Origin of the sequence: Agrobacterium sp. AGB01, assembly GCF_014851585.1 — a bacterium.
In the GTDB taxonomy this organism is placed as follows: domain Bacteria; phylum Pseudomonadota; class Alphaproteobacteria; order Rhizobiales; family Rhizobiaceae; genus Agrobacterium.
Window position 1 is genome coordinate 735,750 of record NZ_JACVAB010000002.1, and the last position, 25,913, is coordinate 761,662.

At 56.3% G+C, this 25,913-nt stretch carries 21 protein-coding genes; 17 read left to right on the forward strand and 4 right to left on the reverse strand.

Annotated features, from left to right (window positions below; genetic code table 11):
- Positions 1–38 precede the first annotated feature (38 nt).
- The 8 genes from IB237_RS10150 to murB are packed head-to-tail and all read left to right on the forward strand — an operon-like array spanning position 39 to position 10,140.
- A complete protein-coding gene (locus tag IB237_RS10150) occupies positions 39–1,499 on the forward strand; it encodes a UDP-N-acetylmuramoyl-L-alanyl-D-glutamate--2,6-diaminopimelate ligase (protein WP_192488508.1) in 1,461 nt (486 codons plus the stop codon).
- Entirely contained in the window at positions 1,496–2,929 is a 1,434-nt protein-coding gene (locus IB237_RS10155; RefSeq protein ID WP_192488509.1) for a UDP-N-acetylmuramoylalanyl-D-glutamyl-2,6-diaminopimelate--D-alanyl-D-alanine ligase, read from the forward strand. Before IB237_RS10150 ends, IB237_RS10155 begins: the two co-directional genes overlap by 4 nt.
- Positions 2,930–2,953: 24 nt before the next feature.
- Positions 2,954–4,054, forward strand: a complete 1,101-nt coding sequence (gene mraY / locus IB237_RS10160) for a phospho-N-acetylmuramoyl-pentapeptide-transferase (protein WP_192488510.1) — start codon at positions 2,954–2,956, stop codon at positions 4,052–4,054.
- Between the two features lie 4 nt (positions 4,055–4,058).
- Positions 4,059–5,468, forward strand: a complete 1,410-nt coding sequence (gene murD, locus IB237_RS10165) for a UDP-N-acetylmuramoyl-L-alanine--D-glutamate ligase (RefSeq protein WP_192488511.1) — start codon at positions 4,059–4,061, stop codon at positions 5,466–5,468.
- A 4-nt stretch (positions 5,469–5,472) separates the two neighbouring features.
- Complete coding sequence (gene ftsW, locus IB237_RS10170) at positions 5,473–6,624, forward strand: putative lipid II flippase FtsW (protein ID WP_192488512.1); 1,152 nt, start codon at positions 5,473–5,475, stop codon at positions 6,622–6,624.
- Positions 6,625–6,629: 5 nt separating this feature from the next.
- Positions 6,630–7,766, forward strand: a complete 1,137-nt coding sequence (gene murG / locus IB237_RS10175; RefSeq protein ID WP_192488513.1) for an undecaprenyldiphospho-muramoylpentapeptide beta-N-acetylglucosaminyltransferase — start codon at positions 6,630–6,632, stop codon at positions 7,764–7,766.
- Positions 7,763–9,178, forward strand: a complete 1,416-nt coding sequence (gene murC / locus IB237_RS10180) for a UDP-N-acetylmuramate--L-alanine ligase (protein ID WP_192488514.1) — start codon at positions 7,763–7,765, stop codon at positions 9,176–9,178. The genes murG and murC overlap by 4 nt, the downstream gene beginning before the upstream one ends.
- A complete protein-coding gene (murB, locus tag IB237_RS10185; protein WP_192488515.1) occupies positions 9,175–10,140 on the forward strand; it encodes a UDP-N-acetylmuramate dehydrogenase in 966 nt (321 codons plus the stop codon). Before murC ends, murB begins: the two co-directional genes overlap by 4 nt.
- Before the next feature lie 203 nt (positions 10,141–10,343).
- Here murB and IB237_RS10190 read toward each other — a convergent pair whose 3' ends face one another.
- Entirely contained in the window at positions 10,344–11,648 is a 1,305-nt protein-coding gene (locus IB237_RS10190; RefSeq protein WP_192488516.1) for an MFS transporter, read from the reverse strand.
- 77 nt (positions 11,649–11,725) lie between these two features.
- Between IB237_RS10190 and IB237_RS10195 the strand changes: the two genes are divergently transcribed.
- From IB237_RS10195 to recN, 8 genes are all read left to right on the forward strand, one after another.
- Entirely contained in the window at positions 11,726–11,881 is a 156-nt protein-coding gene (locus IB237_RS10195) for a hypothetical protein (protein ID WP_192488517.1), read from the forward strand.
- Between the two features lie 391 nt (positions 11,882–12,272).
- Positions 12,273–13,199, forward strand: a complete 927-nt coding sequence (locus tag IB237_RS10200) for a D-alanine--D-alanine ligase (RefSeq protein WP_192488518.1) — start codon at positions 12,273–12,275, stop codon at positions 13,197–13,199.
- Positions 13,196–14,113, forward strand: coding sequence for a cell division protein FtsQ/DivIB (locus tag IB237_RS10205; RefSeq protein ID WP_192488872.1), 918 nt, complete (start codon positions 13,196–13,198; stop codon positions 14,111–14,113). Before IB237_RS10200 ends, IB237_RS10205 begins: the two co-directional genes overlap by 4 nt.
- Positions 14,110–15,441, forward strand: coding sequence for a cell division protein FtsA (gene ftsA, locus IB237_RS10210; protein WP_192488519.1), 1,332 nt, complete (start codon positions 14,110–14,112; stop codon positions 15,439–15,441). The genes IB237_RS10205 and ftsA overlap by 4 nt, the downstream gene beginning before the upstream one ends.
- 93 nt (positions 15,442–15,534) lie before the next feature.
- Positions 15,535–17,286, forward strand: coding sequence for a cell division protein FtsZ (gene ftsZ, locus IB237_RS10215; protein WP_192488520.1), 1,752 nt, complete (start codon positions 15,535–15,537; stop codon positions 17,284–17,286).
- A 262-nt stretch (positions 17,287–17,548) separates the two neighbouring features.
- Positions 17,549–18,508 (forward strand): UDP-3-O-acyl-N-acetylglucosamine deacetylase, encoded by a 960-nt coding sequence (gene lpxC / locus IB237_RS10220; RefSeq protein WP_192488521.1) that lies wholly within the window; start codon positions 17,549–17,551, stop codon positions 18,506–18,508.
- A 318-nt stretch (positions 18,509–18,826) separates the two neighbouring features.
- Complete coding sequence (locus tag IB237_RS10225) at positions 18,827–19,693, forward strand: outer membrane protein assembly factor BamD (protein WP_192488522.1); 867 nt, start codon at positions 18,827–18,829, stop codon at positions 19,691–19,693.
- Between the two features lie 16 nt (positions 19,694–19,709).
- Positions 19,710–21,383 (forward strand): DNA repair protein RecN, encoded by a 1,674-nt coding sequence (recN, locus tag IB237_RS10230; protein WP_192488523.1) that lies wholly within the window; start codon positions 19,710–19,712, stop codon positions 21,381–21,383.
- A 27-nt stretch (positions 21,384–21,410) separates the two neighbouring features.
- Here recN and IB237_RS10235 read toward each other — a convergent pair whose 3' ends face one another.
- Both IB237_RS10235 and IB237_RS10240 read right to left on the reverse strand, forming a co-directional pair.
- Positions 21,411–22,307: an MBL fold metallo-hydrolase gene (locus tag IB237_RS10235; protein ID WP_246787784.1), complete on the reverse strand. Its 897-nt coding sequence runs from the start codon at positions 22,305–22,307 to the stop codon at positions 21,411–21,413.
- Positions 22,308–22,323: 16 nt separating this feature from the next.
- The gene (locus IB237_RS10240) at positions 22,324–22,938 is read right to left on the reverse strand and encodes a LysE family translocator (RefSeq protein WP_192488524.1); all 615 of its coding nucleotides are present in this window, start codon (positions 22,936–22,938) and stop codon (positions 22,324–22,326) included.
- A gap of 125 nt (positions 22,939–23,063) precedes the next feature.
- Between IB237_RS10240 and ligA the strand changes: the two genes are divergently transcribed.
- The gene (gene ligA / locus IB237_RS10245; RefSeq protein WP_192488525.1) at positions 23,064–25,238 is read left to right on the forward strand and encodes an NAD-dependent DNA ligase LigA; all 2,175 of its coding nucleotides are present in this window, start codon (positions 23,064–23,066) and stop codon (positions 25,236–25,238) included.
- 48 nt (positions 25,239–25,286) lie between these two features.
- Here ligA and IB237_RS10250 read toward each other — a convergent pair whose 3' ends face one another.
- On the reverse strand, positions 25,287–25,823 hold the full coding sequence (locus IB237_RS10250; protein WP_192488526.1) for a GNAT family N-acetyltransferase: 537 nt from the start codon (positions 25,821–25,823) through the stop codon (positions 25,287–25,289).
- Positions 25,824–25,913 lie beyond the last annotated feature (90 nt).

Consider the following 25,913-nt stretch of genomic DNA (forward strand, 5'->3'; position numbering starts at 1 on the left):
CGACGATTCGAGTCGGGGGACAAGACGGAAAACAGTCGATGAAATTGCGAGATCTGTCCGGAACAGAGTTTCCGGAACTGAACGAAGTTATGCGCTCCACTCTCGGAGAGCTTGAAATCAAATCCCTCACGGCTGACAGCCGTAAGATGGAGCCGGGCGGTTTATTTGTCGCTCTTGCCGGCTCCAAGGCAGATGGCGCAGCCTTTATCAATGATGCTGTTGCCAAGGGTGCATCCCTCATTTTGTCCGGTCATCCGGCTGATGCGCCTGTGCCGGTTCTGGCTGTTTCCAATCCTCGCCGCTATCTGTCACTGGCAGCCTCCCGTTTCTACGGCGCACAGCCACAGACCATGGTGGCTGTTACCGGCACTGCGGGTAAAACCTCCGTTGCGTCCTTTACACGTCAGATCTGGGCAGCAGCCGGTCATGCGGCGGCGCAGATCGGCACGACCGGCGTTATTTCGCCTAGCCGTTCCGACTATGGTTCGCTGACAACGCCGGATCCGGTATCGCTGCATGCGCTGCTGGCTGAACTGGCTGGCGAGGGTGTAACCCACGCCGCAATGGAAGCATCCAGCCATGGTCTCGACCAGCACCGTCTTGACGGCGTGAAGCTGGTTGCCGGTGCCTTCACCAATCTCGGCCGTGATCATATGGATTACCATCCGACGATGGAAAACTATATGGCTGCCAAGATGCGGCTGTTTAGCGAGTTGCTCGAAAAGGGCCAGCCAGCGGTTATTTTCTCTGACGATCCGTGGTCGCAACATGCCATCAATGCCGCTGAAAGTGCTGGGCTTGATGTGCGCACCGTTGGCCGCAAGGGTAACTTCCTGACGTTGAAGCGCGTCGAACATTTCCGCCACAAGCAGATGATTGAAATTCATCATCAGGGCGAAATTTTCGAAGTCGATATTCCGCTGGCGGGTGATTTTCAGGTTGCCAACGCGCTGGTGTCGGCTGGTCTGGCGATTTCGACCGGCGTTCCGGTTGCTGTTGCGCTGCGAGCACTGGAAAAGCTGGTGGGTGCGGCTGGTCGCCTTGAGCTCGTCGGTCATGCAAAAAATGGCGCGCTTGCCTATGTGGATTATGCCCATAAGCCCGACGCGCTGGAAAACGTGCTGACCTCGGTGCGGCCGTTCACCTCTGGCCGCATTGTCGTGGTGTTTGGTTGCGGTGGTGACCGCGACAAGGGCAAGCGCCCGATCATGGGTGAGGTTGCCTCACGCCTTTCGGATGTGGTGATCGTGACCGACGATAACCCGCGCTCCGAAGTGCCCGAAACCATTCGTTCCGAAATCATGGCAGCGGCTCCCGGCGCGCTGGAAATTGCTGACCGCGCTGAGGCCATTCGCCACGCCGTGGCGATGCTGGAAAGCGGCGACACGTTGATCGTTGCCGGCAAGGGTCATGAAGAGGGACAGATCGTCGGAACGACGGTCCTGCCATTCTCGGACCATCAACAGGTGCGCAGTGCATTGGAGGAGACGTCGCTTTGAACTGGTTATGGACAGTGCAGGAATTGATTTCGGTTATGTCGGGACGGCCGGTCGGCAATTTGCCGCTGGGCATAACCGGCATTTCCATCGACAGCCGCACGGTCAAACCCGGTGAAGCCTTCTTTGCGATCAAGGGCGACCGGGTAGACGGGCATGATTATGCCAGCTTTGCGGTTGCCAATGGCGCCGGATTGCTTGTTATCAGCGAGGCGAAGCTGCCGGCGCTCGGCCGTCTGACCGTGCCGATGATCGTGGTGGAAGACGTGCTGGCTGCTTTGGTCAAGCTCGGCGTTGCGGCACGTGCCAGAAGTCAGGCCAAGATCATTGCTGTGACGGGTTCGGTCGGCAAGACCACAACCAAGGAAATCCTGCGCCAGATACTTGAGCCATCGGGCAAGGTGCATGCCGCCGTTGCCTCGTTCAACAATCACTGGGGCGTGCCTTTGACCTTGGCGCGTATGCCTGCCGATTGTGATTTCGGCGTATTTGAAGTCGGCATGAATCATCCTGGCGAAATTCGTCCGCTGGTAAAGTTGGTGCGTCCGCATGTGGCAACCATCACTACCATTGCTGCAGCCCATTTGGGCAACTTCCGTGACCTTGAAGAAATTGCGGCCGCTAAGGCCGAAATTTTTGAGGGCGTTGAGCCGGGTGGCGCGGTTGTTCTCAACCGTGACAACTCGCAGTTCGATTTTCTTGAGGAAGCCGCCCAGAAGGCTGGTGTCGAACACATCTACACATTTGGGCAGCACGCCAAGGCAGATTTCCGTCTGGCCGATTATGAAAACACCCCTAGCGGTTCGACATTATGGGCAATCATCAATGGCGAAACCCGCGAATTGCGTATCGGTGCGCCGGGTCGCCATATTGCCGACAACGCCATGGCGGCACTCGGTGTGGCGCTGTTGTGTGGCGCTGATCTCGAAAATGCCGTTTCTGCGCTTCGTCGTCTGGAAGCCGTCAAGGGTCGTGGCCAGCGCCACCGCCTGACGGTTGGTGATGGTTCCTTCGTGTTGATTGACGAGAGCTACAATGCAAACCCCGCTTCGATGCGTGCAGCCATTGCAGTTCTTGCAACCGTGGATGCCAAGGCGCAGGGCAGGCGTGTTGCCGTGTTGGGCGACATGCTGGAAATGGGCGAGTTTTCTGCGCAGGTGCATGAAGAGCTGGCTGGTCCCTTGCTTGCGGCAGGCATTGAAAATGTCTGGCTGGCGGGCGAAGCCATGGCGCATCTGCGCGACGCACTGCCTGACAGTGTCAACGTCTTCTGGTTTGAGACCACGCAGGAATTGAATGAATTCGTCGCCAGTGCGGTGCAACCGGGCGACATTCTGATGCTAAAATCGTCTCTTGGTATTGGTTTCGGCAAGATCGTCGCAGCTCTGCTTGACAAGCATTCGCCATTCCCCGACACGGAACCCCAAAACTAAAACTGCCTTGCTGAAAGGGCAATTATGCTGATCTGGCTTGTCGAACTGGCTGACCATATTCAAATTTTCAACCTGTTCAGGTACATCACCTTCCGTGCCGGTGCGGCCATGTTTACCTCCGCACTGATCGTCTTTATTTTCGGACCTTCGATCATCGCCTCGTTGCGTGTCAGGCAGGGCAAGGGTCAGCCGATCCGTGCCGATGGTCCGCAGACCCATTTCAAGAAGGCAGGAACGCCGACCATGGGCGGCCTGATGATCCTGGCCGGTATTCTCGGCGGCTCTTTGCTGTGGGGTGACCTGTCCAACGTTTACGTGGTCAGTGTGTTGATGGTGACGCTTGGATTTGGCGCCATCGGTTTCTACGACGATTACTTGAAGGTTACAAAGCAGAGCGACAAGGGTTTTTCCGGCAAGGCGCGTCTGGGCATTGAATTTGTCATCGCAGCGATTGCCGTGTTTTTCATGATGAAAATGTCGCTGGCATCCAGCCCGCACAACCCGACACTCGGTACCTCGATCGCGTTTCCGTTCTTCAAGGAATTCGTGCTCAACATCGGCTACTTCTTTGTGCTGTTTGGTGCATTCGTGATTGTTGGCGCCGGCAACGCGGTCAACCTGACCGATGGTCTCGATGGCCTTGCCATCGTGCCGGTGATGATTGCTGCTGCAACCTTCGGCGTGATTGCCTATCTGGTTGGTAATGCGGTTTTTGCAAACTACCTGCAGATCAATTTCGTACCGGGCACGGGTGAGCTTGGCGTTATCGTTGGTGCGGTTATTGGTGCCGGTCTCGGCTTCCTGTGGTTCAACGCACCACCTGCCGCTATCTTCATGGGTGACACCGGTTCGCTGGCATTGGGTGGCTTGATCGGTTCTGTGGCCGTTGCCACCAAACACGAGATTGTCATGGTCATCGTCGGTGGCCTGTTTGTTATGGAAACCCTGTCGGTTATCATCCAGGTATTCTGGTTCAAGAAGACCGGCCGTCGTGTGTTCCTGATGGCGCCAATCCACCACCATTTCGAAAAGAAGGGCTGGACCGAAAGTCAGGTCGTTATTCGCTTCTGGATCATTGCCGTTGGCCTTGCCATGCTCGGCCTTGCCACACTGAAATTGAGGTGATGGCATGATCCCTGTTACGGTTTTTAAAGGTCGCAAGGCCGCTCTGTTCGGTCTGGGCGGTTCCGGCCTTGCCACCGCAAAGGCGCTGGTTGCTGGCGGGGCTGATGTCGTTGCTTATGACGACAATCCCGACAGTACAGCCAAGGCGGCGGCCGAAGGCATAACCGTTGCGGATCTCAGAACTGTTCATTGGCCGTCTTTGGCGGCCTTTGTCCTTGCTCCCGGCGTGCCGTTGACACACCCCAAACCGCACTGGACGGTTGAGCTGGCGCGCGCTGCCGGTGTCGAAATCATTGGCGACGTGGAACTGTTCGTGCGTGAGCGCCGAGCGCACTCGCCCGATTGCCCGTTCATCGCCATTACGGGTACCAATGGCAAATCGACCACCACGGCATTGATCGCCCATATTCTGCGCGCGAGCGGCCGTGACACGCAACTTGGCGGCAATATCGGTACCGCCGTGCTGACGCTTGATCCGCCAAAGGCGGAACGTTACTACGTCGTAGAGTGCTCCTCCTACCAGATCGATCTTACTCCGACGCTAAACCCGACAGCCGGTCTTCTCCTCAACCTGACACCCGATCACCTCGACCGTCATGGCACCATGCAGCATTATGGTGAAGTGAAAGAGCGGCTGGTTGCTGGCAGCAATACCGCCATTATCGGGGTTGATGACAGTTACTGCGCGTTGATTGCCGACCGGGTTGAACGGGCTGGTGTCAAGGTGCAGCGCATTTCCAAACGCAATGTTGTGGCAGAAGGGCTTTATGCGCAGGACAGCCAGATCATGCTGGCGCAGGGGGGCACGTCGTCGCTGTTTGTCGATCTTGATGGCATCCAGACATTGCGCGGCAGTCACAATGCGCAGAATGCGGCGGCTGCGATTGCGGCCTGCCTTGCCGTCGGCGTCAGTGCCGATGACATTCGTGCAGGCTTGAAGACATTCCCCGGCCTCAAGCATCGCATGCAGCCGGTGGCGCGCCGCGGGTCCGTTTCCTTTATCAATGACAGCAAGGCGACCAATGCCGATGCGGCAGCTCCGGCACTGTCGAGCTATGATCGCATCTATTGGATTGCCGGTGGCCTGCCGAAATCCGGTGGCATCTCCAGCCTGTCCAGCCTGTTTCCGCGCATTGCAAAAGCCTACCTGATTGGTGAGGCGGCGGCCGAATTTGCCGCGACGCTGGGGGATACGGTTCCTTATGAAATTTCAGGCACTCTGGACAAAGCTGTCGAACACGCTGCTTCAGATGCGCAAAAAGACGAAAATACCGGCAATGTCGTGATGTTATCACCGGCTTGCGCAAGCTTCGACCAGTATAAGAACTTTGAAGTGCGTGGTGATGCGTTCGTTGCACATGTCGCTGCTCTTGACGGCGTGACAATGCTGATTGGTTCTGGAAAGGGAAACTGACGCTATGGTAAGCCGTATTGACCGAGGTCCGGTTGCCGAATGGTTCTGGACCATTGACCGATTTTTCCTGGCCGCGTTCATTGCGCTGATGGGCATCGGCCTGATGCTTTCCTTCGCGGCATCTCCGGCGGTGGCTGAGCGTATCGGCCTCACCAGCTTCTTTTTCGTTGAACGACACGCGGTATTTATCCTGCCGTCGATTGCAATCATGGTCGGCCTGTCGTTCCTGTCGCCGCGTCAAATCCGCCGTGTCGCGATCATCATGTTGATCGCGTCACTGCTGATGATGATTTTTGCGCTGTTCTTCGGCATGGAAGTGAAGGGTGCGCGCCGCTGGATTTCCGTAGGCACATTTTCGATCCAGCCGTCCGAATTCATGAAGCCGGCCTTTGTGGTGGTCTGCGCATGGCTGTTTGCCGAACGGGCACGCCATCCGGAAATTCCAGGCAACCTGTTTGCCATCATCACCTTCGGTGTTGTTGCAGCCCTTTTGATTGCCCAGCCTGACTTTGGTCAGACGATCCTGACCAGCGCGGTGTGGGGCGGCATGTTCTTCATGGCCGGCGTGCCATGGCTGTGGATCATCCTGCTTGGCGGTCTGGGTGTTGCCGGTTTCATATCGGCCTATTTCGTTTTCCCGCACGTGGCCGGTCGTATCGACCGCTTTTTGACCGGTGAAGGTGACACGTTCCAGGTGGATACCGCCCGTGAGGCGATCATCCGCGGCAACTGGTTCGGTCAGGGCCCGGGTGAAGGCGTGGTCAAGCGCATCATCCCGGACAGCCATACCGACTTTATCTTCTCCGTTGCGGCAGAAGAATTCGGCATTCTGTTCTGCATGGTTCTAGTGGTGATTTTTGCCTTCATCGTGCTGCGCGGTCTGTCTCATGCCTTTAAGGAAAAAGACGATTTCGCCCGCTTTGCTGTGGCTGGTCTTGTCTTGCAGATCGGCATTCAGTCGATGATCAACATCGGCGTTAATCTTGAACTCATGCCTGCAAAGGGTATGACATTGCCGCTGATTTCCTATGGTGGTTCATCAATGATGGCAATCAGCGTCACCGCCGGTTTCCTTCTGGCATTGACGCGCCACAGGCCGGAAAAACGTGCGCAGGAGCGCAGCTTTTTCCGCGTAGGGGCAGTGCCCGCGGAGTAATATGAATGAACAAAGGTATTGTGCTGCTCGCCGCCGGGGGAACCGGCGGTCATGTGTTTCCGGCAGAGGCTCTGGCTTATGAGCTGAAAGCGCGTGGCTATCAGGTGCATCTGGTCACCGACAGCCGCGCTGAACGCTATGCCGGCAAGTTTCCAGCCGATGAAATCCATGTCGTGCCATCTGCGACGATCGGTTCGAAAAATCCGATTGCGGTAGCACGTTCACTGTTGAAGCTGTGGACCGGTCTTCGCGCGGCACGACGCCTCATCACGAAACTGAAGCCGGTGGCCGTGGTTGGCTTTGGTGGTTACCCCACCGTTCCGCCGCTGCTCGCCTCCACGGGGCTTGGCGTTCCATCGATGCTGCATGAACAGAATGCCGTGATGGGCCGCGCCAACAAGGCGCTGGCTAAACGCGTCAAGGCAATTGCCGGTGGTTTCCTGCCGTCGGATCGTGGTGAATATGCCAACAAGACCGTGGCAACCGGCAATCCGGTTCGGCCTGCAGTCCTCGAGGCGGCTAATGTTGCCTATGACCCTTCGGAAAACACCGAGCCGTTCAAGCTTGTTGTGTTTGGTGGAAGCCAGGGCGCGCAGTTTTTCGCTGCCGCCATTCCGGCTGCCATTTGCCTTTTGGGAGATGAGAAGCGTTCACGCCTTTCAGTGACCCAGCAGGCACGCCCGGAAGACAAAGACAACGTCATTGCCGCCTATGCCAAGCTTGGCGTGCAGGCCGATGTTTCGCCGTTTTTTGGCGACATGGCCGAAAGGATCGGCGCTGCCCATCTGGTGATCAGCCGGTCAGGTGCTTCAACCGTATCGGAACTGTCGGTGATTGGCCGACCTTCGGTGCTGGTGCCTTATCCGCATGCGCTTGATCATGACCAGGCCGCCAATGCTGCCGCCCTTGCTAGTGCTGGTGGCGCAAGTGTTATCAAGCAATCCGAACTTTCTCCGCAGAAGCTGTCGACCATTTTGGCAGACGCGCTGATACAACCGGAGCGGCTGGCTACGACGGCCGCTGCTGCCAAGGCAACCGGCAAACCGCATGCGGCCTCGGTTCTCGCCGATATGGTGGAAACGCTTGCGCAGGGTGGTTCCATTGCCGAATTTAAAAAGAAAATTGAAGGAGAGCATCCATGAAGATGCCAAAAGCCATAGGTCTTGTTCATTTCATCGGTATCGGTGGCATCGGCATGAGCGGCATTGCCGAGGTGCTGCATAATCTCGGCCACAAGGTTCAGGGTTCTGACCAGTCAGACAGCGCCAATGTGCAGCGTCTGCGCGAAAAGGGCATCGATGTGTTTGTCGGCCACACCGCTGAAAACCTTGGCGAGGCCGAAGTGGTCGTGGTTTCCACTGCGATCAAGAAGAACAATCCGGAACTGATTGCTGCCCGCGAAAAGCATTTGCCGATTGTACGTCGTGCGGAAATGCTGGCAGAACTGATGCGCTTCCGTAATGCAATCGCCATTGGCGGTACGCATGGCAAGACCACGACCACATCGATGGTCGCGACGCTGCTGGAAGCCGGTGAGCTGGACCCGACCGTTATCAATGGCGGCATCATCAATGCTTACGGCACCAATGCCCGTATGGGTGAAGGTGAGTGGATGGTTGTCGAGGCTGATGAGTCTGACGGCACATTCCTGAAACTGCCGGCCGATGTGGCCGTGGTGACCAATATCGATCCTGAGCATCTCGATCACTATGGTGATTTTGATGCCGTGCGTGCCGCTTTCCGCCAGTTCGTGGAAAATGTGCCGTTTTACGGTTTTGGCGTCATGTGCCTCGACCATCCAGAGGTTCAGGCGCTGGTGGGCAGGATCGAAGACCGCAAGGTTGTCACCTATGGTGAAAACCCGCAGGCCGACGTGCGTTTCTCCAATGTCCGCATTGATGGCACGCGTTCCATTTTCGACGTTGAAATCCGCCGTCGTCGTACCGGCAAGATCTTTACCTTCAAGGATCTTGTCCTGCCAATGCCAGGCCGTCACAATGTGTCGAACGCCTGCGCGGCCATTGCCGTGGCCAACCGTCTCGGTATTTCGGAAGAAAACATCAAGAAGGGTCTTGCCTCGTTTGGTGGCGTAAAGCGTCGCTTCACGCTGACCGGCACCTGGAACGACGTTCAGGTGTTTGATGACTACGGTCATCACCCGGTAGAAATCAAGGCGGTGCTCAGAGCTGCGCGTGAAGCCTGCAAGGGCCGTATCATCGCCGTGCACCAACCGCACCGCTACAGCCGTCTTTCCAGCCTGTTTGACGACTTTGCGCATTGCTTCAATGATGCAGACACGATTATCCTTGCACCGGTTTATGCGGCGGGCGAAGATCCAATCGAAGGCGCAAACTCCGAAGCTCTGATTTCGGCCATCAAGGCGGCAGGACATCGTGATGCGCGGTTTTTGCCTTCCAAGGATGAACTTGCCAAATTGATCGCAGGCATTGCGAATCCCGGTGATTTCGTGGTTCTGTTGGGTGCTGGTAATATTACGCAATGGGCGGCGTCGCTGCCTTCTGAACTGGAAAGCATATCAGGAAAGTCTGCATGAAACAGGTGGATGGGGTTAAGCTGCTGGGAAGGCTCGGCGAGGGAGTGAATGAACTGCGTGGACGCCTGACGCCGGATGCGCCGATGGACCGCGTTACGTGGTTCCGGGCAGGTGGTCTTGCGGAGCTTATGTTCCAGCCTCACGATGTGGATGATCTTGTTACCTTCCTGAAACTGCTGCCGGAAGATGTGCCGCTGACGGTTGTTGGCGTTGGCTCCAACCTGTTGGTGCGTGACGGCGGCATTCCTGGCGTTGTCGTGCGTCTTTCCGCCAAGGGTTTTGGCAATCTTGAACTGGCCGGCGAAAACCGCATTCGCGCTGGTGCTATTTGCCCGGACAAGCATATTGCCGCGATGGCCATGGACAATGGTATCGGTGGTTTCCATTTCTATTACGGCATTCCCGGTTCAATCGGTGGTGCGCTGCGCATGAATGCTGGTGCCAATGGCGGCGAAACCCGCGAGCGCGTTGTGGAAGTGCGTGCGGTTGACCGTCAGGGCAATATCCACACGCTTTCGAATGAGGAGATGGGTTACACCTATCGCCACTCCAGCGCATCGGAAGGCCTGATCTTTGTGGATGCGCTTTTCGAAGGCTATCCTGAAGACAGAGCAAAAATTCGTGCAGATATGGATGCCGTGCGTCTTCATCGTGAGACTGTTCAGCCGATCCGCGAAAAGACTGGTGGTTCGACCTTCAAAAACCCAGAAGGCCATTCGGCATGGGAATTGATTGACGAGGCTGGGGGCCGTGGCCTGGTAATCGGTGGCGCGCAGATGTCGTCGCTGCACTGCAACTTCATGATCAATACCGGTAATGCGACCGGCTATGATCTGGAATATCTCGGCGAGACCATTCGCCGTCGTGTGCGTGAGCACTCTGGCATTCAGCTGGAATGGGAAATCAAGCGCCTTGGCCTGTTCATGCCGGGCCGTGAAGTCGAGCCCTTCCTCGGTGGCTGATGCCGCCTGACGCAAACGCTTTCAATATTTTAAGAACGGCCGGGTTTATCACCCGGCCGTTTTGTTTCTGGGGAGAGGGGTGTCTTGCCAGTGCGTGTATTGATGTTGTCGTGACATCGCTGTGGTTCATGTGATGATTCACTCAAAGAAAAAGCCCGCGGAGTCAGCGACTTCGCGGGCTTTGTTGTCAGTTTGATTCAGGATCAGACTTCGTTCTTGCGTGACAGCAAAATGCAGGCCAGCGTGATGACCGCTGCGGCGCAGAGGTAATAACCGACATAGGCCATGCCGTAGTTCACCTGCAGCCATGTGGCGATGTATGGTGCCAGCGAGGCGCCGAAGATGCCGGCCATGTTGAAGGTGATCGACGAGCCTGTGTAGCGCACGGTTGTCGGGAAGGGTGCTGCAAGTGCAGTGCCGATCAGACCGTAGGTCATGCCCATCAGTGCCATGGCGAGAGCTGCAAAGAGGAAGATCGAGCCTTCGCCACCGCTCATCAGGCCGGGCAGCAGGAACGAGAATGCGCCAATCAGCACAGTGGTCAGGATCAGGATTTCACGACGACCGAAACGCTCTGCGAGCTTCCCAGCGAACGGAATGAAGATACCAAACACGATAGAGCCGAGGATCTGCACTTCCAGAGCGTCGAGGAACGGGATTTTCAGAACCTTAACGTTGTAGGACAGCAAGTAGGCGGTACCGATGTAGAACAGCACGAATGTTGCCAGAGCAACGAATGTGCCGAGCGCCAGGCTGCGCTTGTGGTTGCGGAACAGTTCAGCAACCGGAACGGCAACGCGCTCTTCCTGATCGATCGCCTTCTGGAAGGCCGGTGTTTCTGTGATCGACAGTCGAACCCACAGACCAACAGCAATCAGAATGATCGATGCGACGAACGGAATGCGCCAACCCCAGCTCAGCAGGGCTTCCTGCGACATGAAGTGCAGCAGAATCCAGAACACGCCAGAAGAGAGCAGCAGGCCGATTGGCGCGCCAAGCTGCGGGAACATGCCGTACCAGCTACGCTTGCCAGGAGGTGCATTTTCCGTTGCAAGAAGCACGGCACCACCCCATTCACCGCCAAGACCAAAGCCCTGACCGAAACGGCACAGCGCCAGAAGCAACGGCGCAATGATGCCGGCAGTCTCATAGGACGGCAGCAAGCCGATAATGACGGTGGAGATACCCATGGTCAGAAGTGCGGCAACAAGTGTTGTCTTGCGGCCGACACGGTCGCCGTAGTGGCCGAATACAACGGCGCCCAGCGGCCGCGCGAAAAACGCGATGGAGAACGTGGCAAAAGAAGCCAGCAGTGCCGTCATCGGGTCATTGTTGGGGAAGAATAGCGTTGGGAACACGAGAACTGCGGCTGTCGCATAGACGTAAAAGTCGAAGAACTCGATGGTCGTGCCGACCACGCTGGCAGTAAGAACTCGTGCAGGCGAATTTGTCTTTACATCGTTCGGAATGTCAGCGGTCGGCGATACACGGGATATCGCGTCGGTCATTGTGTTGGTTCCATTGTATCAAAGCGCCGTGCGGCCTTTCGGGCACAGGCACATACGCTTCAAGTGTTGAGATTGCCTTGAACGGCGTGATTGCGTTAACGCAATTTTCGCAAATATGGAATGCTGCAAGCGCAATAAAATTTAAAATAGCATTGTTTTTTGATCATATAAGCGTTTTTGCCCGGCTTTATGGTGTTCCTGGAGGCATTTTGAGGGCGGAAAAGCCGGTTTGAAAGGCGAAAATGACGCCCAATGTTGCGTCGCAAAATTTCTGGATCTTGTCATGTTCATCCATGAGTTGTGGATAAGCCTGAATCTTAACGGTTTGAGGCTTGCCTGTTAACGATTGTCCTGAAGCGAAACATGGTCTCATTTTTGCTTTTTTTGACCCAGACATATTGCATTTAGTGCAACTCTCTGATTCTAAGGCATTAATCCGAACATTGAATGATTCATGTTTAAAAAACCGCATGGAAGGTGCGCTGGTTAACGAAAGTAAACGCTTCATTAACCTTAATGGCTCTTAAGTGGTTCAGTGGATGGTACTGAGAGAATCAGTGCCGGAATTTGGGCGTAAGGCGGTCGTTAGTGGCGTCAGAGAAACGTTTGATGTCGGGGATTTAAATGAGCGGCAAACATATCGCTGTCCTTATGGGTGGTTTTTCATCGGAGCGGCCGGTCAGCCTTTCTTCAGGTGAGGCGTGTGCGCTTGCTCTTGAAGCCGAAGGCTACGAGGTCACTCGCGTCGACGTCGATCGTGATGTGTCGGCCGTGCTGTCGCGCCTTAATCCTGATGTTGTCTTTAATGCTCTCCACGGCCCTTTTGGCGAAGATGGCACCATTCAGGGCATTCTTGAATATCTGCAAATTCCTTACACCGGTTCCGGTGTGCTTGCGTCTGCTCTTGCCATGGATAAGGGGCAGGCCAAGAAAGTTGCTGCCGCTGCTGGCGTGCCGGTTGCCGAAGCGCGCCTGATGAACCGTTTTGATTTCACCAATGAACACCCGCTGGCGCCGCCTTATGTCGTCAAGCCTGTTCGTGAAGGCTCCAGTTTCGGAGTTGTGATCGTCAAAGAGGATCAATCCCATCCTCCGCAGGTCCTGACGTCATCTGAATGGCGTTACAGTGATGCGGTGATGGTTGAACGTTATATTCCCGGTCGTGAGCTGACCTGTGGTGTCATGGGCGATCGTGCGCTTGGTGTCACTGAGGTGGTGCCGGTTGGACACAGCTTCTACGATTATGATGCGAAGTATGCCGCGGGTGGCTCGAAACATGTCATTCCTGCAGAAATTTCACCGAAAATTTACCAAAAAATACAATCATTGGCTCTTATGGCGCACCGGGCAATCGGGTGCCGTGGAGTGAGCCGGTCAGACTTTCGTTACGATGACCGTCTGTCTGAGGATGGTGAGATTATCTGGCTTGAGGTCAACACTCAGCCTGGCATGACACCAACCTCTCTCGTGCCGGAAATGGCAGCTCATGATGGTTTAACGTTTGGTCAATTCGTCCGCTGGATGGTGGAGGACGCTTCGTGTTCGCGATGATCGGTGGCAAAAAAGCAAACAGACGCCGGGTGGAGCAGTTCGCTCCTGCCGCTGACGAGCGCATCGTGCTGCCTCGTCCGCTGCGTCGCGTCGTGCGCTTTTGTGTCAGCCTCGCAACGGGCCGCGTCAACATTCCCGCACACACAGGCACGATTTCCGCAATCGCATTTTTTGCAGCCACCGGTCTCTATGGCATGTCGCTTGGTGGCCACACGCAGACCGTTGCGCAGGCAACCACATCTGCTGCCGGTTTTGCCATCGAAGACGTCAAGGTTTCCGGCAACGCGCAGACCTCCGAAATCGATATCCTGCAGCTGCTCGGCCTCGACGGTACGACCTCGCTTGTTGCTATGGATGTCAACACAGCGCGCCGCCGTCTGGCTGATCTGCCGTGGGTGGAAGATGTTGATGTGCGCAAGATCTATCCGCGCACCATCGAGATCCGTCTCAAGGAGCGCGATGCATTCGGTATCTGGCAGCACGGTTCCGAGCTGTCGCTTATCGAAAAGAACGGCAGCGTGATTGCACCGCTGCGTGATAATAAATTTGCAGCCCTGCCGCTGTTCGTTGGTCGTGACGCAGAAACCGGCGCTGCAAGCTTCATGGAGCAGCTGGACGCCTGGCCGGAAATTCGCAGCAAGGTCAAGGCCTATGTTCGCATCTCCGGTCGTCGCTGGGACCTGCACCTGAACAACGGCATCATCATCAAGCTGCCAGAAGTCAATGTCGCCAAGGCCTTGCATTTGCTGTCGCGTCTCGATGCTGAACAGCAGGTTATGTCACGCGACATCGCAGCAATCGATTTGCGGCTTTCCGATCGCACCACCATTCAGTTAACGCAAGCCGCAACCGAGCGCCGTGAGGCCGCCGTTACGGCACGTGAAAAGGCGCTCAAGAAAGCGGGGAACATATGAGCTTTTTCGGTTCTTCCCATTTTGGACTGCCGCGCCTTAAACCGCTTTCTTCCAAGCGGTCACATGTCGTTTCCGTGCTGGATATCGGCTCGACCAAGATCGTCTGCATGATCGGTCGTCTGACGCCACGTCAGGAAACAGAAGTGCTGCCGGGTCGTACCCACAAGGTTGAAATCATCGGCATTGGCCACCAGCGTTCGCGCGGTGTGAAGTCCGGTGTCATCGCCGATCTGGATGCCGTTGAAGGCGTCGTTCGTCTGGCTGTCGATGCAGCCGAGCGTATGGCAGGCCTGACAGTCGACAGCCTGATCGTCAACGTATCGGCCGGCCGTCTGGCCAGCGACATCTATACCGCAAGTATTGATCTGGGTGGCCAGGAAGTCGAAGCAGGCGATCTGCGCAAGGTTCTCATTGCCGCGAGCCAGCAGTCGCTGCGTCAGGACCGGGCAATCCTGCACTCCCTGCCAACAGGTTATTCGCTGGATGGCGAGCGTGGCATCCGTGATCCTCTGTCGATGTATGGCGATCTTCTCGGCGTCGACATGCATGTTGTCACCGCAGAACGTTCGGCGCTGAAAAATCTCGAATTGTGCGTCAACCGCGCTCACCTGTCGGTCGAGGGCATGGTTGCGACTCCTTACGCAAGTGGTCTTGCTGCACTGGTTGACGATGAAGTCGAACTGGGTTGCGCAGCCATCGATATGGGCGGCGGCACCACGACGATTTCGGTATTCGCTGAAGGCCGTCTCATTCACACCGACGCAATCGGTCTTGGTGGCCACCACGTCACCACCGATCTGGCACGCGGCCTGTCCACCCGCATCGAGGACGCCGAGCGTCTGAAGGTGGTTCACGGTTCTGCCCTGGCCAATGGTGCAGACGAACGTGACATGATTTCGATCCCGCCAATCGGCGAGGATGACCGCGATCAACCGTCACAGGTTTCCCGCGCTCTGGTCACGCGCATCGTGCGTGCCCGTATCGAAGAAACCCTGGAACTGATTCGTGACCGGATCCAGAAGTCCGGTTTCAGCCCGATTGTCGGCAAGCGCGTTGTTCTGACCGGTGGCGCAAGCCAGCTAACCGGTCTGCCGGAAACGGCGCGCCGCATTCTAGCCCGTAACGTGCGTATTGGTCGTCCGCTTGGTGTTTCCGGTCTGCCGGTTGCAGCCAAGGGTCCGGCATTTTCGACGGCGGTTGGCCTGATGATTTATCCGCAGATCGCGGACGCGGAAGTACATGCCTCACAAGGCGGGCTGTTTTCTCCGTTCGGCACAAGTGGCGGACGGATTGCCCGGGTAGGGCAGTGGTTGAAAGAAAGTTTTTGACCTGAACCGGCGTGGTGCCGGAGCAGGTGTGTAAAGAGTTGTAATGAATCGGCCAGCGTGGCGATGCGGCCAAGACAAAGAAGGAATGTGACAATGACGATACAGCTGCATAAGCCTGATATCACCGAGTTGAAGCCTCGCATCACCGTATTCGGTGTTGGTGGCGGTGGTGGCAACGCCGTAAACAACATGATCTCGGCTGGTCTTCAGGGCGTTGATTTTGTTGTGGCTAACACGGACGCACAGGCCCTGACGATGACCAAGGCCGAACGCATCATTCAGATGGGCGTTCAGGTTACTGAAGGTCTCGGCGCTGGTTCGCAGCCGGAAGTCGGTCGCGCTGCTGCTGAAGAGTGCATCGATGAAATCGTCGATCACCTCAACGGAACACACATGTGCTTTGTTACTGCTGGTATGGGCGGTGGTACCGGTACGGGTGCAGCTCCTGTCGTCGCACAGGCTGCTCGCAACAAGGGCATTCTGACGGTTGGCGTTGTGACCAAGCCGTTCCACTTTGAAGGCCAGCGCCGTATGCGCCTTGCCGAACAGGGCATTCAGGAGCTTCAGAAGTCGGTCGACACGCTGATCGTCATTCCAAACCAGAACCTGTTTCGCATCGCCAACGACAAGACCACCTTTGCGGATGCCTTCGCAATGGCCGACCAGGTTCTCTATTCGGGCGTTGCCTGCATCACCGACCTGATGGTGAAGGAAGGTCTTATCAACCTCGACTTCGCTGACGTTCGTTCTGTCATGCGCGAAATGGGCCGTGCGATGATGGGTACGGGTGAAGCTTCCGGCGAAGGCCGCGCAATGCAGGCTGCTGAAGCCGCTATTGCCAACCCGCTGCTGGACGAAACCTCCATGAAGGGTGCACAGGGCCTGCTGATCTCCATCACCGGTGGTCGCGACATGACCCTGTTCGAAGTGGACGAAGCTGCGACCCGTATTCGCGAAGAAGTCGACCCGGATGCAAACATCATCCTCGGCGCGACCTTCGACGAAGCGCTCGAAGGCCTCATCCGCGTGTCTGTTGTTGCGACCGGTATCGACCGCGTTGCAGGCCAGAACGACCAGTACCTGGCGCAGGCCGCTGCTGCAAAGCCCCTTATCCGTCCTTCGGCGGCCGTTGCTTCGGCTCCGGCCGCAGTTCAGCCTGCCCCCGTCATGCAGGCCCCTAAGGCGATTGACCCAATCGCACAGACCATCCGTACGGCTGAAGTCGAAATGGAACGCGAATTGGCTCTGGCAGCTGCTGAACAGCAGCTGCGCCAGGCACAGGCAGAAGCTGAATTCCGCCCGCAGAGCAAGCTGTTTGCTTCTGCTCCGGTTGAAGCTCCAGCACCTGCACCTGTTCGTCAGGCTCCAGTTCAGGCCGCACCTGCACCACAGGCCCACCACGCACCTGAGCCAGTTGCTGCACCACGCATGCAGCAGCCACAGGCACCTGTGCACCATGAACCGGTTGCAGCGGCACCTCGCCATGTAGAGCCGGTTCGCATGCCAAAGATCGAGGACTTTCCTCCGGTCGTGAAGGCTGAAATGGACCACCGCACTGCGCATCCGGCATCGACGGTTCCGGAAGAGCGTGGCCCGATGGGTCTGTTGAAGCGCATCACCAACTCGCTGGGACGTCGTGAAGAAGACGACAACGTTCCTTCCGAGTTGATGGACGCACCATCGCTTGCTCCACAGCAGCGCCGTCAGCTTTCCGCTGAGGCAAGCCTGTACGCACCGCGTCGTGGCCAGCTCGACAATCAGGGTCGTGTCACACCGCAGGCTGCAAGCTCGCACGAAGACGACCAGTTGGAAATTCCGGCGTTCCTGCGCCGTCAGTCGAACTGATCAGATGCGATTCTTCTAAACATCAAACCCGGACCGAAAGGCCCGGGTTTTTTGTTACAAACTGTTTCCAAATGTGAAGAAAGATGTCGATTTATCAATTTCTTAAACTTGTAACAATGCGAAAGAAACAGTGATTTGTTATGTGGCCTGACCATACGTATGTATGACTGCAAGTTGTGAGGAAAACCGTATGTTTCCTCAATTTGGAATTGGGGAGCCGAACCCCTGACGTTTTGGTTCCCGTTAGACAAGGCACATGTGAATGAGTATCGAATTGCTTGGTTTTCAAACGACTATCGCCGCTGCTGCGCAGATTTCCGGTATTGGCGTTCATTCGGGCAATCCGGTTTCCATGACCTTCCATCCGGCTGAAGCCGGTACCGGCATTGTTTTCCAGCGTCATCACGACAACGGCAATATCACCGAGATCAAGGCTGTTTCCGCCAATGTCGGCAACACCGATCTCTGCACGGTGCTTGGCCGCTCGCAGACACAGTCCATTGCCACCATCGAACACGTCATGGCCGCGATCTATGCGCTTGGCCTCGACAACCTGGTTGTTGAAGTTGATGGTCCCGAAGCGCCGATCATGGATGGCAGCTCGTTCCCGTTCATCGAAGCTATCGAGCAGGTTGGCATCGTCAATCTCGGCGTAAAGCGCCGTTATATCCGCGTTTTGAAGCCGGTTCGTATCGACGCCGGTTCATCCTGGGCTGAGTTCCGTCCATACAACGGCACGCGGTTCGAAGTTGAGATCGACTTTGATACGCCGCTGATCGGCCGTCAGACTTGGGCTGGCGATCTGACTGCAGAAACCTTTACCAAGGAACTGTCTCGCGCCCGTACTTTCGGTTTCATGCGTGATGTGGAGCGTCTGTGGGCGGCCGGTTATGCACTCGGTTCGTCGCTTGAGAACTCCGTAGTGATTTCCGATGACCACACTGTCATCAATATGGAAGGCCTGCGTTACGAGAAGGACGAGTTCGTTCGTCACAAGACGCTGGACGCTGTTGGGGATCTGGCACTGGCCGGTGCGCAGTTCATTGGCTGCTACCGTTCCTACCGTGGTGGCCACAAGGTCAACGCCAATGCGCTCAAGGCGCTGCTCAGCGATCCGACCGCCTATGAAATTGTAGAAGCTCCGGTTTCCCGCAGCCAGCGCGTGCGCGCCGCCGAGTTTGTCCGCGTCAATGTTGCTGACGTGTCGCCTTGGTCTGCCTGATTTCGTGATTGAAGATTTTGAAAGCCGCGTCCTCTGGATGCGGCTTTTTTCTATGAAAATGCATGGCACTGTTCACATTTTATCCGCTTGGTGGAACCAGTCGCGACTCAGAAGCGACGACAAGAAAATGTGCAGGTGAGGGAATAAAACGCGGCGTCTTTTGACCTGAAAAACAGGAAATATTCGTCCTCGTCAAAGTGGTACGCCATAAAAATGCGTTAATGCGTCATCATTGCGTTGCTCTACCGACGCTTTTATGGCTAGAAACGCCAGTGCAAAGCTGATGTTGATGTATTTGCGCGAAATGGGATCTGTATAATGAAGCATGTAGGGTCTGGTGCAATGAATAGAACGGTTCGGGTCGCGCTTGTATCGATGTTGCTGGCCGGGGCTGCAACGCTCGTGACCGCATGCCAGTCGGACCCAGATATCGACATCACCAAACTTGGTTTCGAAAGCGAATCGGCTGAGACACTCTACAAGCAGGGTCTCGCCAACATGAACTCCGGCAACATGACCGAAGCATCGCGCAAGTTCGAAGCGATTGACAAACAACATCCGTTTACGGAATGGGGCCGCAAGGCTCTGGTGATGCAGACATTCGTCAGCACCCGTATGAACCGTAACGAGCAAGCCATTGCAGCAGGCAACCGTTACCTCAAGCAATATCCGCGTTCTGAAGATTCCGCTTACGTTCAGTATCTGGTCGGCCTGGCTTATTCAAAGCAGATCGTTGACGTGACGCAGGACCAGCGCGCTGCTGCCCGCACCATCGAAGCGATGTCCAAGGTGGTCAATGATTATCCGAATTCGGAATATGTCAGCGATGCGCAGGCGAAGATCCGCTTTGCACGCGACCAGCTGGCCGGCAAGGAAATGCAGGTCGGCCGTTATTACCTTGAGCGCAAGGAATATCTGGCCGCCATCAAGCGCTTCCGCGTTGTGGTCGAGACATATCCAAATACCAACCAGATCGAAGAAGCCTTGGCGCGTCTGACCGAATCCTATTATGCAATGGGTCTGACGGACGAAGCACAGACCGCCGCTGCGGTTCTGGGCAACAACTATCCGGACAGCCAATGGTATGCCGATTCGTTCAAGCTGTTGCAGTCCGGCGGACTTCAGCCACGCGAGAACAAGGGATCGTGGATTTCCAAGGCTGGCCTCAAGCTTCTTGGCGTTTGATCTGAGGGTGTAACCCATGCTCACGCAGTTATCGATCCGGGATATCGTCCTGATTGAACGGCTCGATCTTGCGTTCGAGGCGGGCCTGTCGGTGCTAACAGGTGAAACGGGTGCCGGTAAATCCATTCTTCTGGACAGTCTGTCTCTTGCCCTTGGTGGGCGAGGGGATGGTGGCCTTGTACGTCATGGTGAGGATAAGGGGCAGGTGACTGCAACCTTCGAACTGGCAAACGACCATCCGGCACGACTTCTCTTGCGAGAAAATGGCCTTGATGACGACGGCGATCTGATTTTCCGCCGCGTACAATCCGCTGATGGCCGCACCAAAGCCTATGTCAATGATCAGGCAGTCAGCGTGCAGATGATGCGCCAGCTGGGCGTGCTGCTGGTCGAGATACACGGCCAACATGATGACCGCGCGCTAGTCGACACAGATGCGCACCGCGCGCTTCTCGATGCCTTTGCAGGCTTGAGTGACGAGGCCTTGTCGCTACAGGGACTTTACCGCAAATGGAAAGATGCCGAACGCGGTTTGAAAGTGCACCGCGCCAAGGTTGAAGCGGCGGCCCGTGAGGCTGAATTTTTGCGATCTTCTGTCGAAGAGCTTGAAAAGCTCTCGCCGCAGGACGGCGAGGAAGACGAGCTGGCGGAACGCCGCGCCGTCATGCAGAAGTCTGAGCGGATTGCCGGTGATATTGCCGAAGCCAGCGAATTTTTAAATGGCAACGCGTCGCCTGTGCCGATGATCGCATCGATGATGCGTCGTCTGGAGCGCAAGAGCCACGAAGCGCCGGGTCTTTTGGAAGATACGGTGCAGTTGCTGGATGCAGCACTGGACAACCTTTCCAATGCGCAAACCGAAGTGGAAGCCGCGCTGCGCCGCACGGAGTTTGATCCGCGTGAGCTGGAGCGTGTTGAAGAGCGGTTGTTTTCGCTGCGTGCAGCGGGTCGCAAATATTCCGTGCCGGTGATCGAGCTGCCTGCCTTGGCCGAAAAGATGGTGGCTGATCTTGCCGAGCTTGATGCCGGTGAGGAAACGCTGGCAAGGCTCGAAGCAAATCTGCATCTGGTAAAGGCCGATTTCGATCAGGCTGCCGTTGCGCTGTCGCACAAGCGGCACACTGCAGCCAGCGCGCTTTCGGACGCTGTCATGGCAGAACTGCCCGCCCTCAAGCTGGAACGCGCCCGTTTTAGCGTTGAAGTCACGACCGATGCCGAGGCGGCGACAGCCGAAGGGATCGACGTGGTTGAATTCCACGTGCAGACCAACCCCGGCACACGGCCAGGGCCGATCATGAAGGTGGCGTCGGGTGGTGAACTTTCGCGCTTCCTGCTGGCTCTCAAGGTTGCTCTGGCAGATCGTGGTTCTGCGCCGACACTGGTGTTTGATGAAATCGATACCGGCGTGGGTGGTGCAGTTGCTGATGCGATTGGCCAGCGCCTTCGCAGATTGTCGAAAACCGTTCAGGTTCTGTCGGTTACCCATGCCCCGCAGGTGGCGGCACGTGCGGCGACACATCTGCTGATCTCCAAGGGACCGACGGGTGATGGCACCGAGCGGATTGCCACCAAGGTGGCAACGATGGAACCGCAGCACCGCACCGAGGAAATCGCCCGTATGCTGGCGGGTGCCTCTGTTACGGATGAGGCGAGGGCAGCTGCAGCCCGTCTTCTGGCCGCCAAGGACTAAGAAGCGACCAGCGTCATCAAACGGGCCCTACAGGGCCCGTATCTTCCTGACAGCATCGATATTGTGACGGTGAACCTCTTCGTAATCGGCGTGATAGACAATTGCGCCCTCAGCAAGTTCCGGGGCCACAAACTCCTTCAGCGTTTGTTTGCCGGCCAGTGCCAGGCCATTCGGGCCGGTCAGGCGTTCCAGATAGGCTTGGTTGGCGTCAATCAGCTCCGGTGCATAACCTCCTTCGGCGATACGCTGCTCAAGGCCATGATTGGGAAGAATTCTGGCAATTGGCCATTGGCGCAGACGCTTCAGTTCTTCGATATGGGTGGCGATATGTTCGGGCTCTGAGATATAGGTCACGGTGTCTTCCAGCGTGTCGCCCGCAAACAGGATTTTTTCGTGCGGTAGCCACAGCACATTGCCATCGGCGCTGTGAATATCGAAGTGGTGCATCTCCACGAGCCGTTTGCCGATCTGAAGGCCGAGCGTAGTCTTAAAGGTGCGTGTCGGCATGATCACCGGCGAGATCGGCGGATTTCGCTTGGCAAGAGCCTCACGGTTTTTCGCCATGGTATCTGCGGTCAAATCCAGCGCTATGATCTCGCAATCGGCAAACACCTCGTTTCCGGCAATATGGTCGGTGTGCCAGTGGCTGAGCACCACCGTGATTTCGCTGACATCAAGGCTTTGCAGATGGTTGCGGATGAAACGGGCGTGATCAAGCGACATATGCGTATCATAGACGAGTGCATGGCCTTCTGAGACGATGGCATAGGAGGCGGTGCCCAGCGTGTAGGCACCGTCATCCAGCCAGTTCGGTTCCGGCGAATAAAGGCGCTTGTTCATCCGGCCATCGTAATAGGCATAGATGTCTGGATAGGGTTGCAGGATGCGCATCGTGTCCGTGCTGATGGTCATCGTCTTGCTCATGCTGAAACTACCCCTGTTAGCGCGCTGTCGCGACGAAGATGCCCGAACCGATCATGACGCAGCCAGCGGTGCGATTGACCCGCCGTACGATGTGAGGTTGGCGTAACAGCCTGCGAGCCCGCACGGCAAGTGCCACATGGCCACCGATCACGATAATCTCTACCGCAATGACGATGGCTGCAAGTGCCGCAAGGTGATCGAGTGTCAGGGATGCGCCAACCACGTTGGGAAGCAGAGCCACATAAAACAGCGGCATTTTCGGGTTGCCGAGGTTTAGGGCAATACCAGTCATGAAAACCGGCAGCAGGCCACGCTGGCCGGCAGTTGGCTGCAACTGTGGAACAACAGGTTCTGCTGTCCACAGTCTGATGCCCATCCACACCAGATAGGCCGCACCGGCATAACGCAGAACGGTCATCACCATGCTCATTTCACTGGCAAGAATGGAAAGGCCAAAGGCGGCCAAAGTCAAAAACATCAGAATGCCGACAACGGTGCCTGCACCATAGGCGAAACCGGATGCCGCGCCATGGGTGATCGTGCGAGCGATGATGGTCATATTGTCGGGGCCGGGACTGGCTGCGAAGACAAAAAATGCGGCGGCGAAGGCGAGAAGCGTGGTAAATTCCATTGGTGTCTCCGGTTCTGTATCGATCCGGATTTTCAGGATAATCTATTCCTGTGTTTTGCAAAGCGATGGTTTTGCATGCCGAAATAATTCGCTAAAAGCGTTGCAGATTCATGCGCGAGGCATCCATGGCAAACGAACTGACCGCGGTTGATAAACTGACCGAACTTGAGGCTTCTTCCGAGCTTGCCTATCTCGCCGCAGAGCTCGCGCGGCACGATGCGCTCTATCATGGCAAGGATGCACCGGAGATTTCCGATGCGGATTATGATGCGCTGAAGCGTCGTAACGACGCGATAGAGGTGGCGTTTCCGACACTGGTCCGGGCTGACAGTCCATCGAGAAAAGTTGGATTTGCACCACTGCCGACATTTGCGCCGATTGTGCATGCGCGGCCTATGCTATCGCTCGACAACGTGTTTTCCGACGAGGATGTGCAGGACTTTATTGCTTCGGTTTATCGTTTTCTGGGCCGACTGCCGGATAACTCGATTGCCTTCACCGCGGAGCCAAAAATCGACGGTCTTTCGATGTCGATCCGCTATGAAAACGGCAGGCTGAAAACGGCGGCCACCCGTGGTGACGGCACAACTGGTGAAAATGTCACAGCCAACATTCTGACCATTTCTGAAATTCCCAATACGCTTCCTGCTGGTGCACCTGATGTGGTTGAGGTGCGCGGCGAAATCTATATGGCCAAGAGCGACTTTCTGGCGCTCAACGCCCAGATGGAGGCCGAAGGCAAACAGACCTATGTGAACCCGCGCAACACGGCGTCCGGATCACTGCGCCAGCTTGATGCGAAGGTAACGGCGGCACGCAAGTTGCGGTTCTTTGCCTACGCACTGGGTGAGGTGTCCAATGGTGGGCAGGCGACGCGTTTGTCCGACACACAATATGGCATCGTGGAAAAATTCCGGGAGTGGAAATTTCCCGTCAATCCGCTGATGCGTCGAATCAATTCCATTGAACAACTGCTTGAGCATTATCGTGAAATCGGCGTTGAACGCCCCAATCTCGATTATGATATCGATGGCGTGGTCTACAAGGTCGATAGTCTTGATCTGCAGGAACGTCTTGGTTTCCGCTCACGCAGTCCACGCTGGGCCACTGCCCATAAATTTCCGGCAGAACAGGCTTTCACCATTGTCGAGGGCATCGATATTCAGGTTGGTCGCACGGGCGCGTTGACACCAGTGGCGCGTCTGACACCTGTAACGGTGGGTGGTGTGGTTGTGACCAACGCCACGCTACACAATGCGGATTACATCGAAGGTATCGGCAATAGCGGCGAACGTATTCGCCCGGTCGGGCATGATATCCGCGTCGGTGATACCGTTATCGTGCAGCGCGCCGGCGATGTTATTCCGCAGGTGCTGGATATCATCCCTGAAAAACGGGCCGCGGATGCGGTGCCTTACGAGTTTCCGCAGACCTGCCCGGTGTGCAAGAGCCATGCTGTGCGTGAACGCAATGAAAAGACTGGTAAACTCGATTCGGTGACCCGTTGCACCGGCGGTTTCGTTTGCCGTGCGCAGGCCGTGGAGCATCTCAAACATTTCGTGTCACGCAATGCCTTCGACATTGAGGGGCTTGGCACCAAGCAGATCGATTTCTTTTTTGAAAGCGACGACCCTGCATTGTCGATCAAGACGGCGCCTGACATTTTCACGCTGAAAAAACGTCAGGAAGGGTCTCACCTGACCAAGCTCGAAAATATCGACGGTTTCGGTAAGGTCAGCGTCAAGAAGCTGTTCGATGCCATTGATGTGCGTCGTGAAATCGACCTGCACCGCTTGATCTTTGCGCTTGGCATTCGCCACGTCGGTGAAACCACAGCAAAGCTGCTGGCGCGGTCTTACGGCACTTACCAACATTTTGAAGAGGCGATGAAGGCCGCGGCACCCTTGACGGGTGAGGCATGGGCCGAGCTCAACAGCATTGACGGTATTGGCGAGGTTGTCGCCCGTTCGATTGTCGAGTTCTATAAGGAACCGCGCAATCTGAAAGTGATCGACGAGCTGATTGCCGAGCTGCAGCCCAAGGAGGCCGAAAAGCCATCGACCGAGGGCAGTCCGGTCTCCGGCAAAACGGTAGTGTTTACCGGCTCGCTGGAGAAATTCACCCGCGATGAGGCGAAAGCCCGCGCTGAAAGCCTTGGTGCGAAGGTGGCGGGTTCGGTATCGAAAAAGACCGATATTCTGGTGGCTGGTCCCGGTGCCGGTTCCAAGCTCGCAAAGGCTGTCGAGCTTGGTATCCAGACCATGGATGAGGATGAGTGGCTGGCGCTGATTGGTGGGTGAGCGGCGGGTGCCGCTGCGACCATGTCAGTCAGTGCAGCGGCATTGTCTTCAACCGCGCAGGCGCGCCATCATATAGGCATCGACATATTCACCATTGCGAAAGGCGTATTGCCTAAGGATGCCCTCGTGCTGAAAGCCGAATTTTTCGTAGAGATGAATTCCGGCCGTGTTGTCGGTGAAGACGCTCAGTTCGATACGGCGGATATCATGCCAGTTGTCGGCAGCGTCGATCAGGGCTGATAACAGGACCGAGCCGACGCCCTTGCCGGCGAAATCATCGTGAATGCCAATGCCAAGCGAAGCCGCGTGAAGCTGTCGGCCCACCTTGCGGTGAAGGCCAGCATTGCCAATGATCTTGCCACGCCATTCAGCGAGAATCTGGATATCGTTGGGGGAGGCGCTTTCAATGAATTTGCGGGTTTTCTCAACGCTTTGAAATGGTTGCCGCAAGGTGCCATGGCGAACGCCGGGCAGGTTCATGATTTCGGTGATCGCAGCCGCATCATCCAGACGGGTTGCCCGTACCGTGATGTCGGAACGGTCGAAATCAGCATAGTCAAGGTTTTGGTTTTGGGCTGGCGGCATGCCTGTTCTCCTATTTTGGGACCGGAGAGCAGGTGTTTCATCAACCCTGCTCTTTTTGGCAGGGCTGGATGGATGATCGGTTTAACGCGT

What these genes read in the sequence shown, in the direction of transcription:
- IB237_RS10205 (WP_192488872.1), top strand. Translation starts at nt 13,196, where the DNA reads ATGATCGGTGGCAAAAAAGCAAACAGACGCCGGGTGGAGCAGTTCGCT.
- murG (WP_192488513.1), top strand. Translation starts at nt 6,630, where the DNA reads ATGAACAAAGGTATTGTGCTGCTCGCCGCCGGGGGAACCGGCGGTCAT.
- ligA (WP_192488525.1), top strand. Translation starts at nt 23,064, where the DNA reads ATGGCAAACGAACTGACCGCGGTTGATAAACTGACCGAACTTGAGGCT.
- IB237_RS10250 (WP_192488526.1), bottom strand. Translation starts at nt 25,823, where the DNA reads ATGCCGCCAGCCCAAAACCAAAACCTTGACTATGCTGATTTCGACCGT.
- IB237_RS10240 (WP_192488524.1), bottom strand. Translation starts at nt 22,938, where the DNA reads ATGGAATTTACCACGCTTCTCGCCTTCGCCGCCGCATTTTTTGTCTTC.
- IB237_RS10200 (WP_192488518.1), top strand. Translation starts at nt 12,273, where the DNA reads ATGAGCGGCAAACATATCGCTGTCCTTATGGGTGGTTTTTCATCGGAG.
- ftsW (WP_192488512.1), top strand. Translation starts at nt 5,473, where the DNA reads ATGGTAAGCCGTATTGACCGAGGTCCGGTTGCCGAATGGTTCTGGACC.
- murC (WP_192488514.1), top strand. Translation starts at nt 7,763, where the DNA reads ATGAAGATGCCAAAAGCCATAGGTCTTGTTCATTTCATCGGTATCGGT.
- IB237_RS10190 (WP_192488516.1), bottom strand. Translation starts at nt 11,648, where the DNA reads ATGACCGACGCGATATCCCGTGTATCGCCGACCGCTGACATTCCGAAC.
- murD (WP_192488511.1), top strand. Translation starts at nt 4,059, where the DNA reads ATGATCCCTGTTACGGTTTTTAAAGGTCGCAAGGCCGCTCTGTTCGGT.
- recN (WP_192488523.1), top strand. Translation starts at nt 19,710, where the DNA reads ATGCTCACGCAGTTATCGATCCGGGATATCGTCCTGATTGAACGGCTC.
- IB237_RS10235 (WP_246787784.1), bottom strand. Translation starts at nt 22,307, where the DNA reads ATGAGCAAGACGATGACCATCAGCACGGACACGATGCGCATCCTGCAA.
- IB237_RS10150 (WP_192488508.1), top strand. Translation starts at nt 39, where the DNA reads ATGAAATTGCGAGATCTGTCCGGAACAGAGTTTCCGGAACTGAACGAA.
- ftsZ (WP_192488520.1), top strand. Translation starts at nt 15,535, where the DNA reads ATGACGATACAGCTGCATAAGCCTGATATCACCGAGTTGAAGCCTCGC.
- lpxC (WP_192488521.1), top strand. Translation starts at nt 17,549, where the DNA reads ATGAGTATCGAATTGCTTGGTTTTCAAACGACTATCGCCGCTGCTGCG.
- mraY (WP_192488510.1), top strand. Translation starts at nt 2,954, where the DNA reads ATGCTGATCTGGCTTGTCGAACTGGCTGACCATATTCAAATTTTCAAC.
- ftsA (WP_192488519.1), top strand. Translation starts at nt 14,110, where the DNA reads ATGAGCTTTTTCGGTTCTTCCCATTTTGGACTGCCGCGCCTTAAACCG.
- murB (WP_192488515.1), top strand. Translation starts at nt 9,175, where the DNA reads ATGAAACAGGTGGATGGGGTTAAGCTGCTGGGAAGGCTCGGCGAGGGA.
- IB237_RS10225 (WP_192488522.1), top strand. Translation starts at nt 18,827, where the DNA reads ATGAAGCATGTAGGGTCTGGTGCAATGAATAGAACGGTTCGGGTCGCG.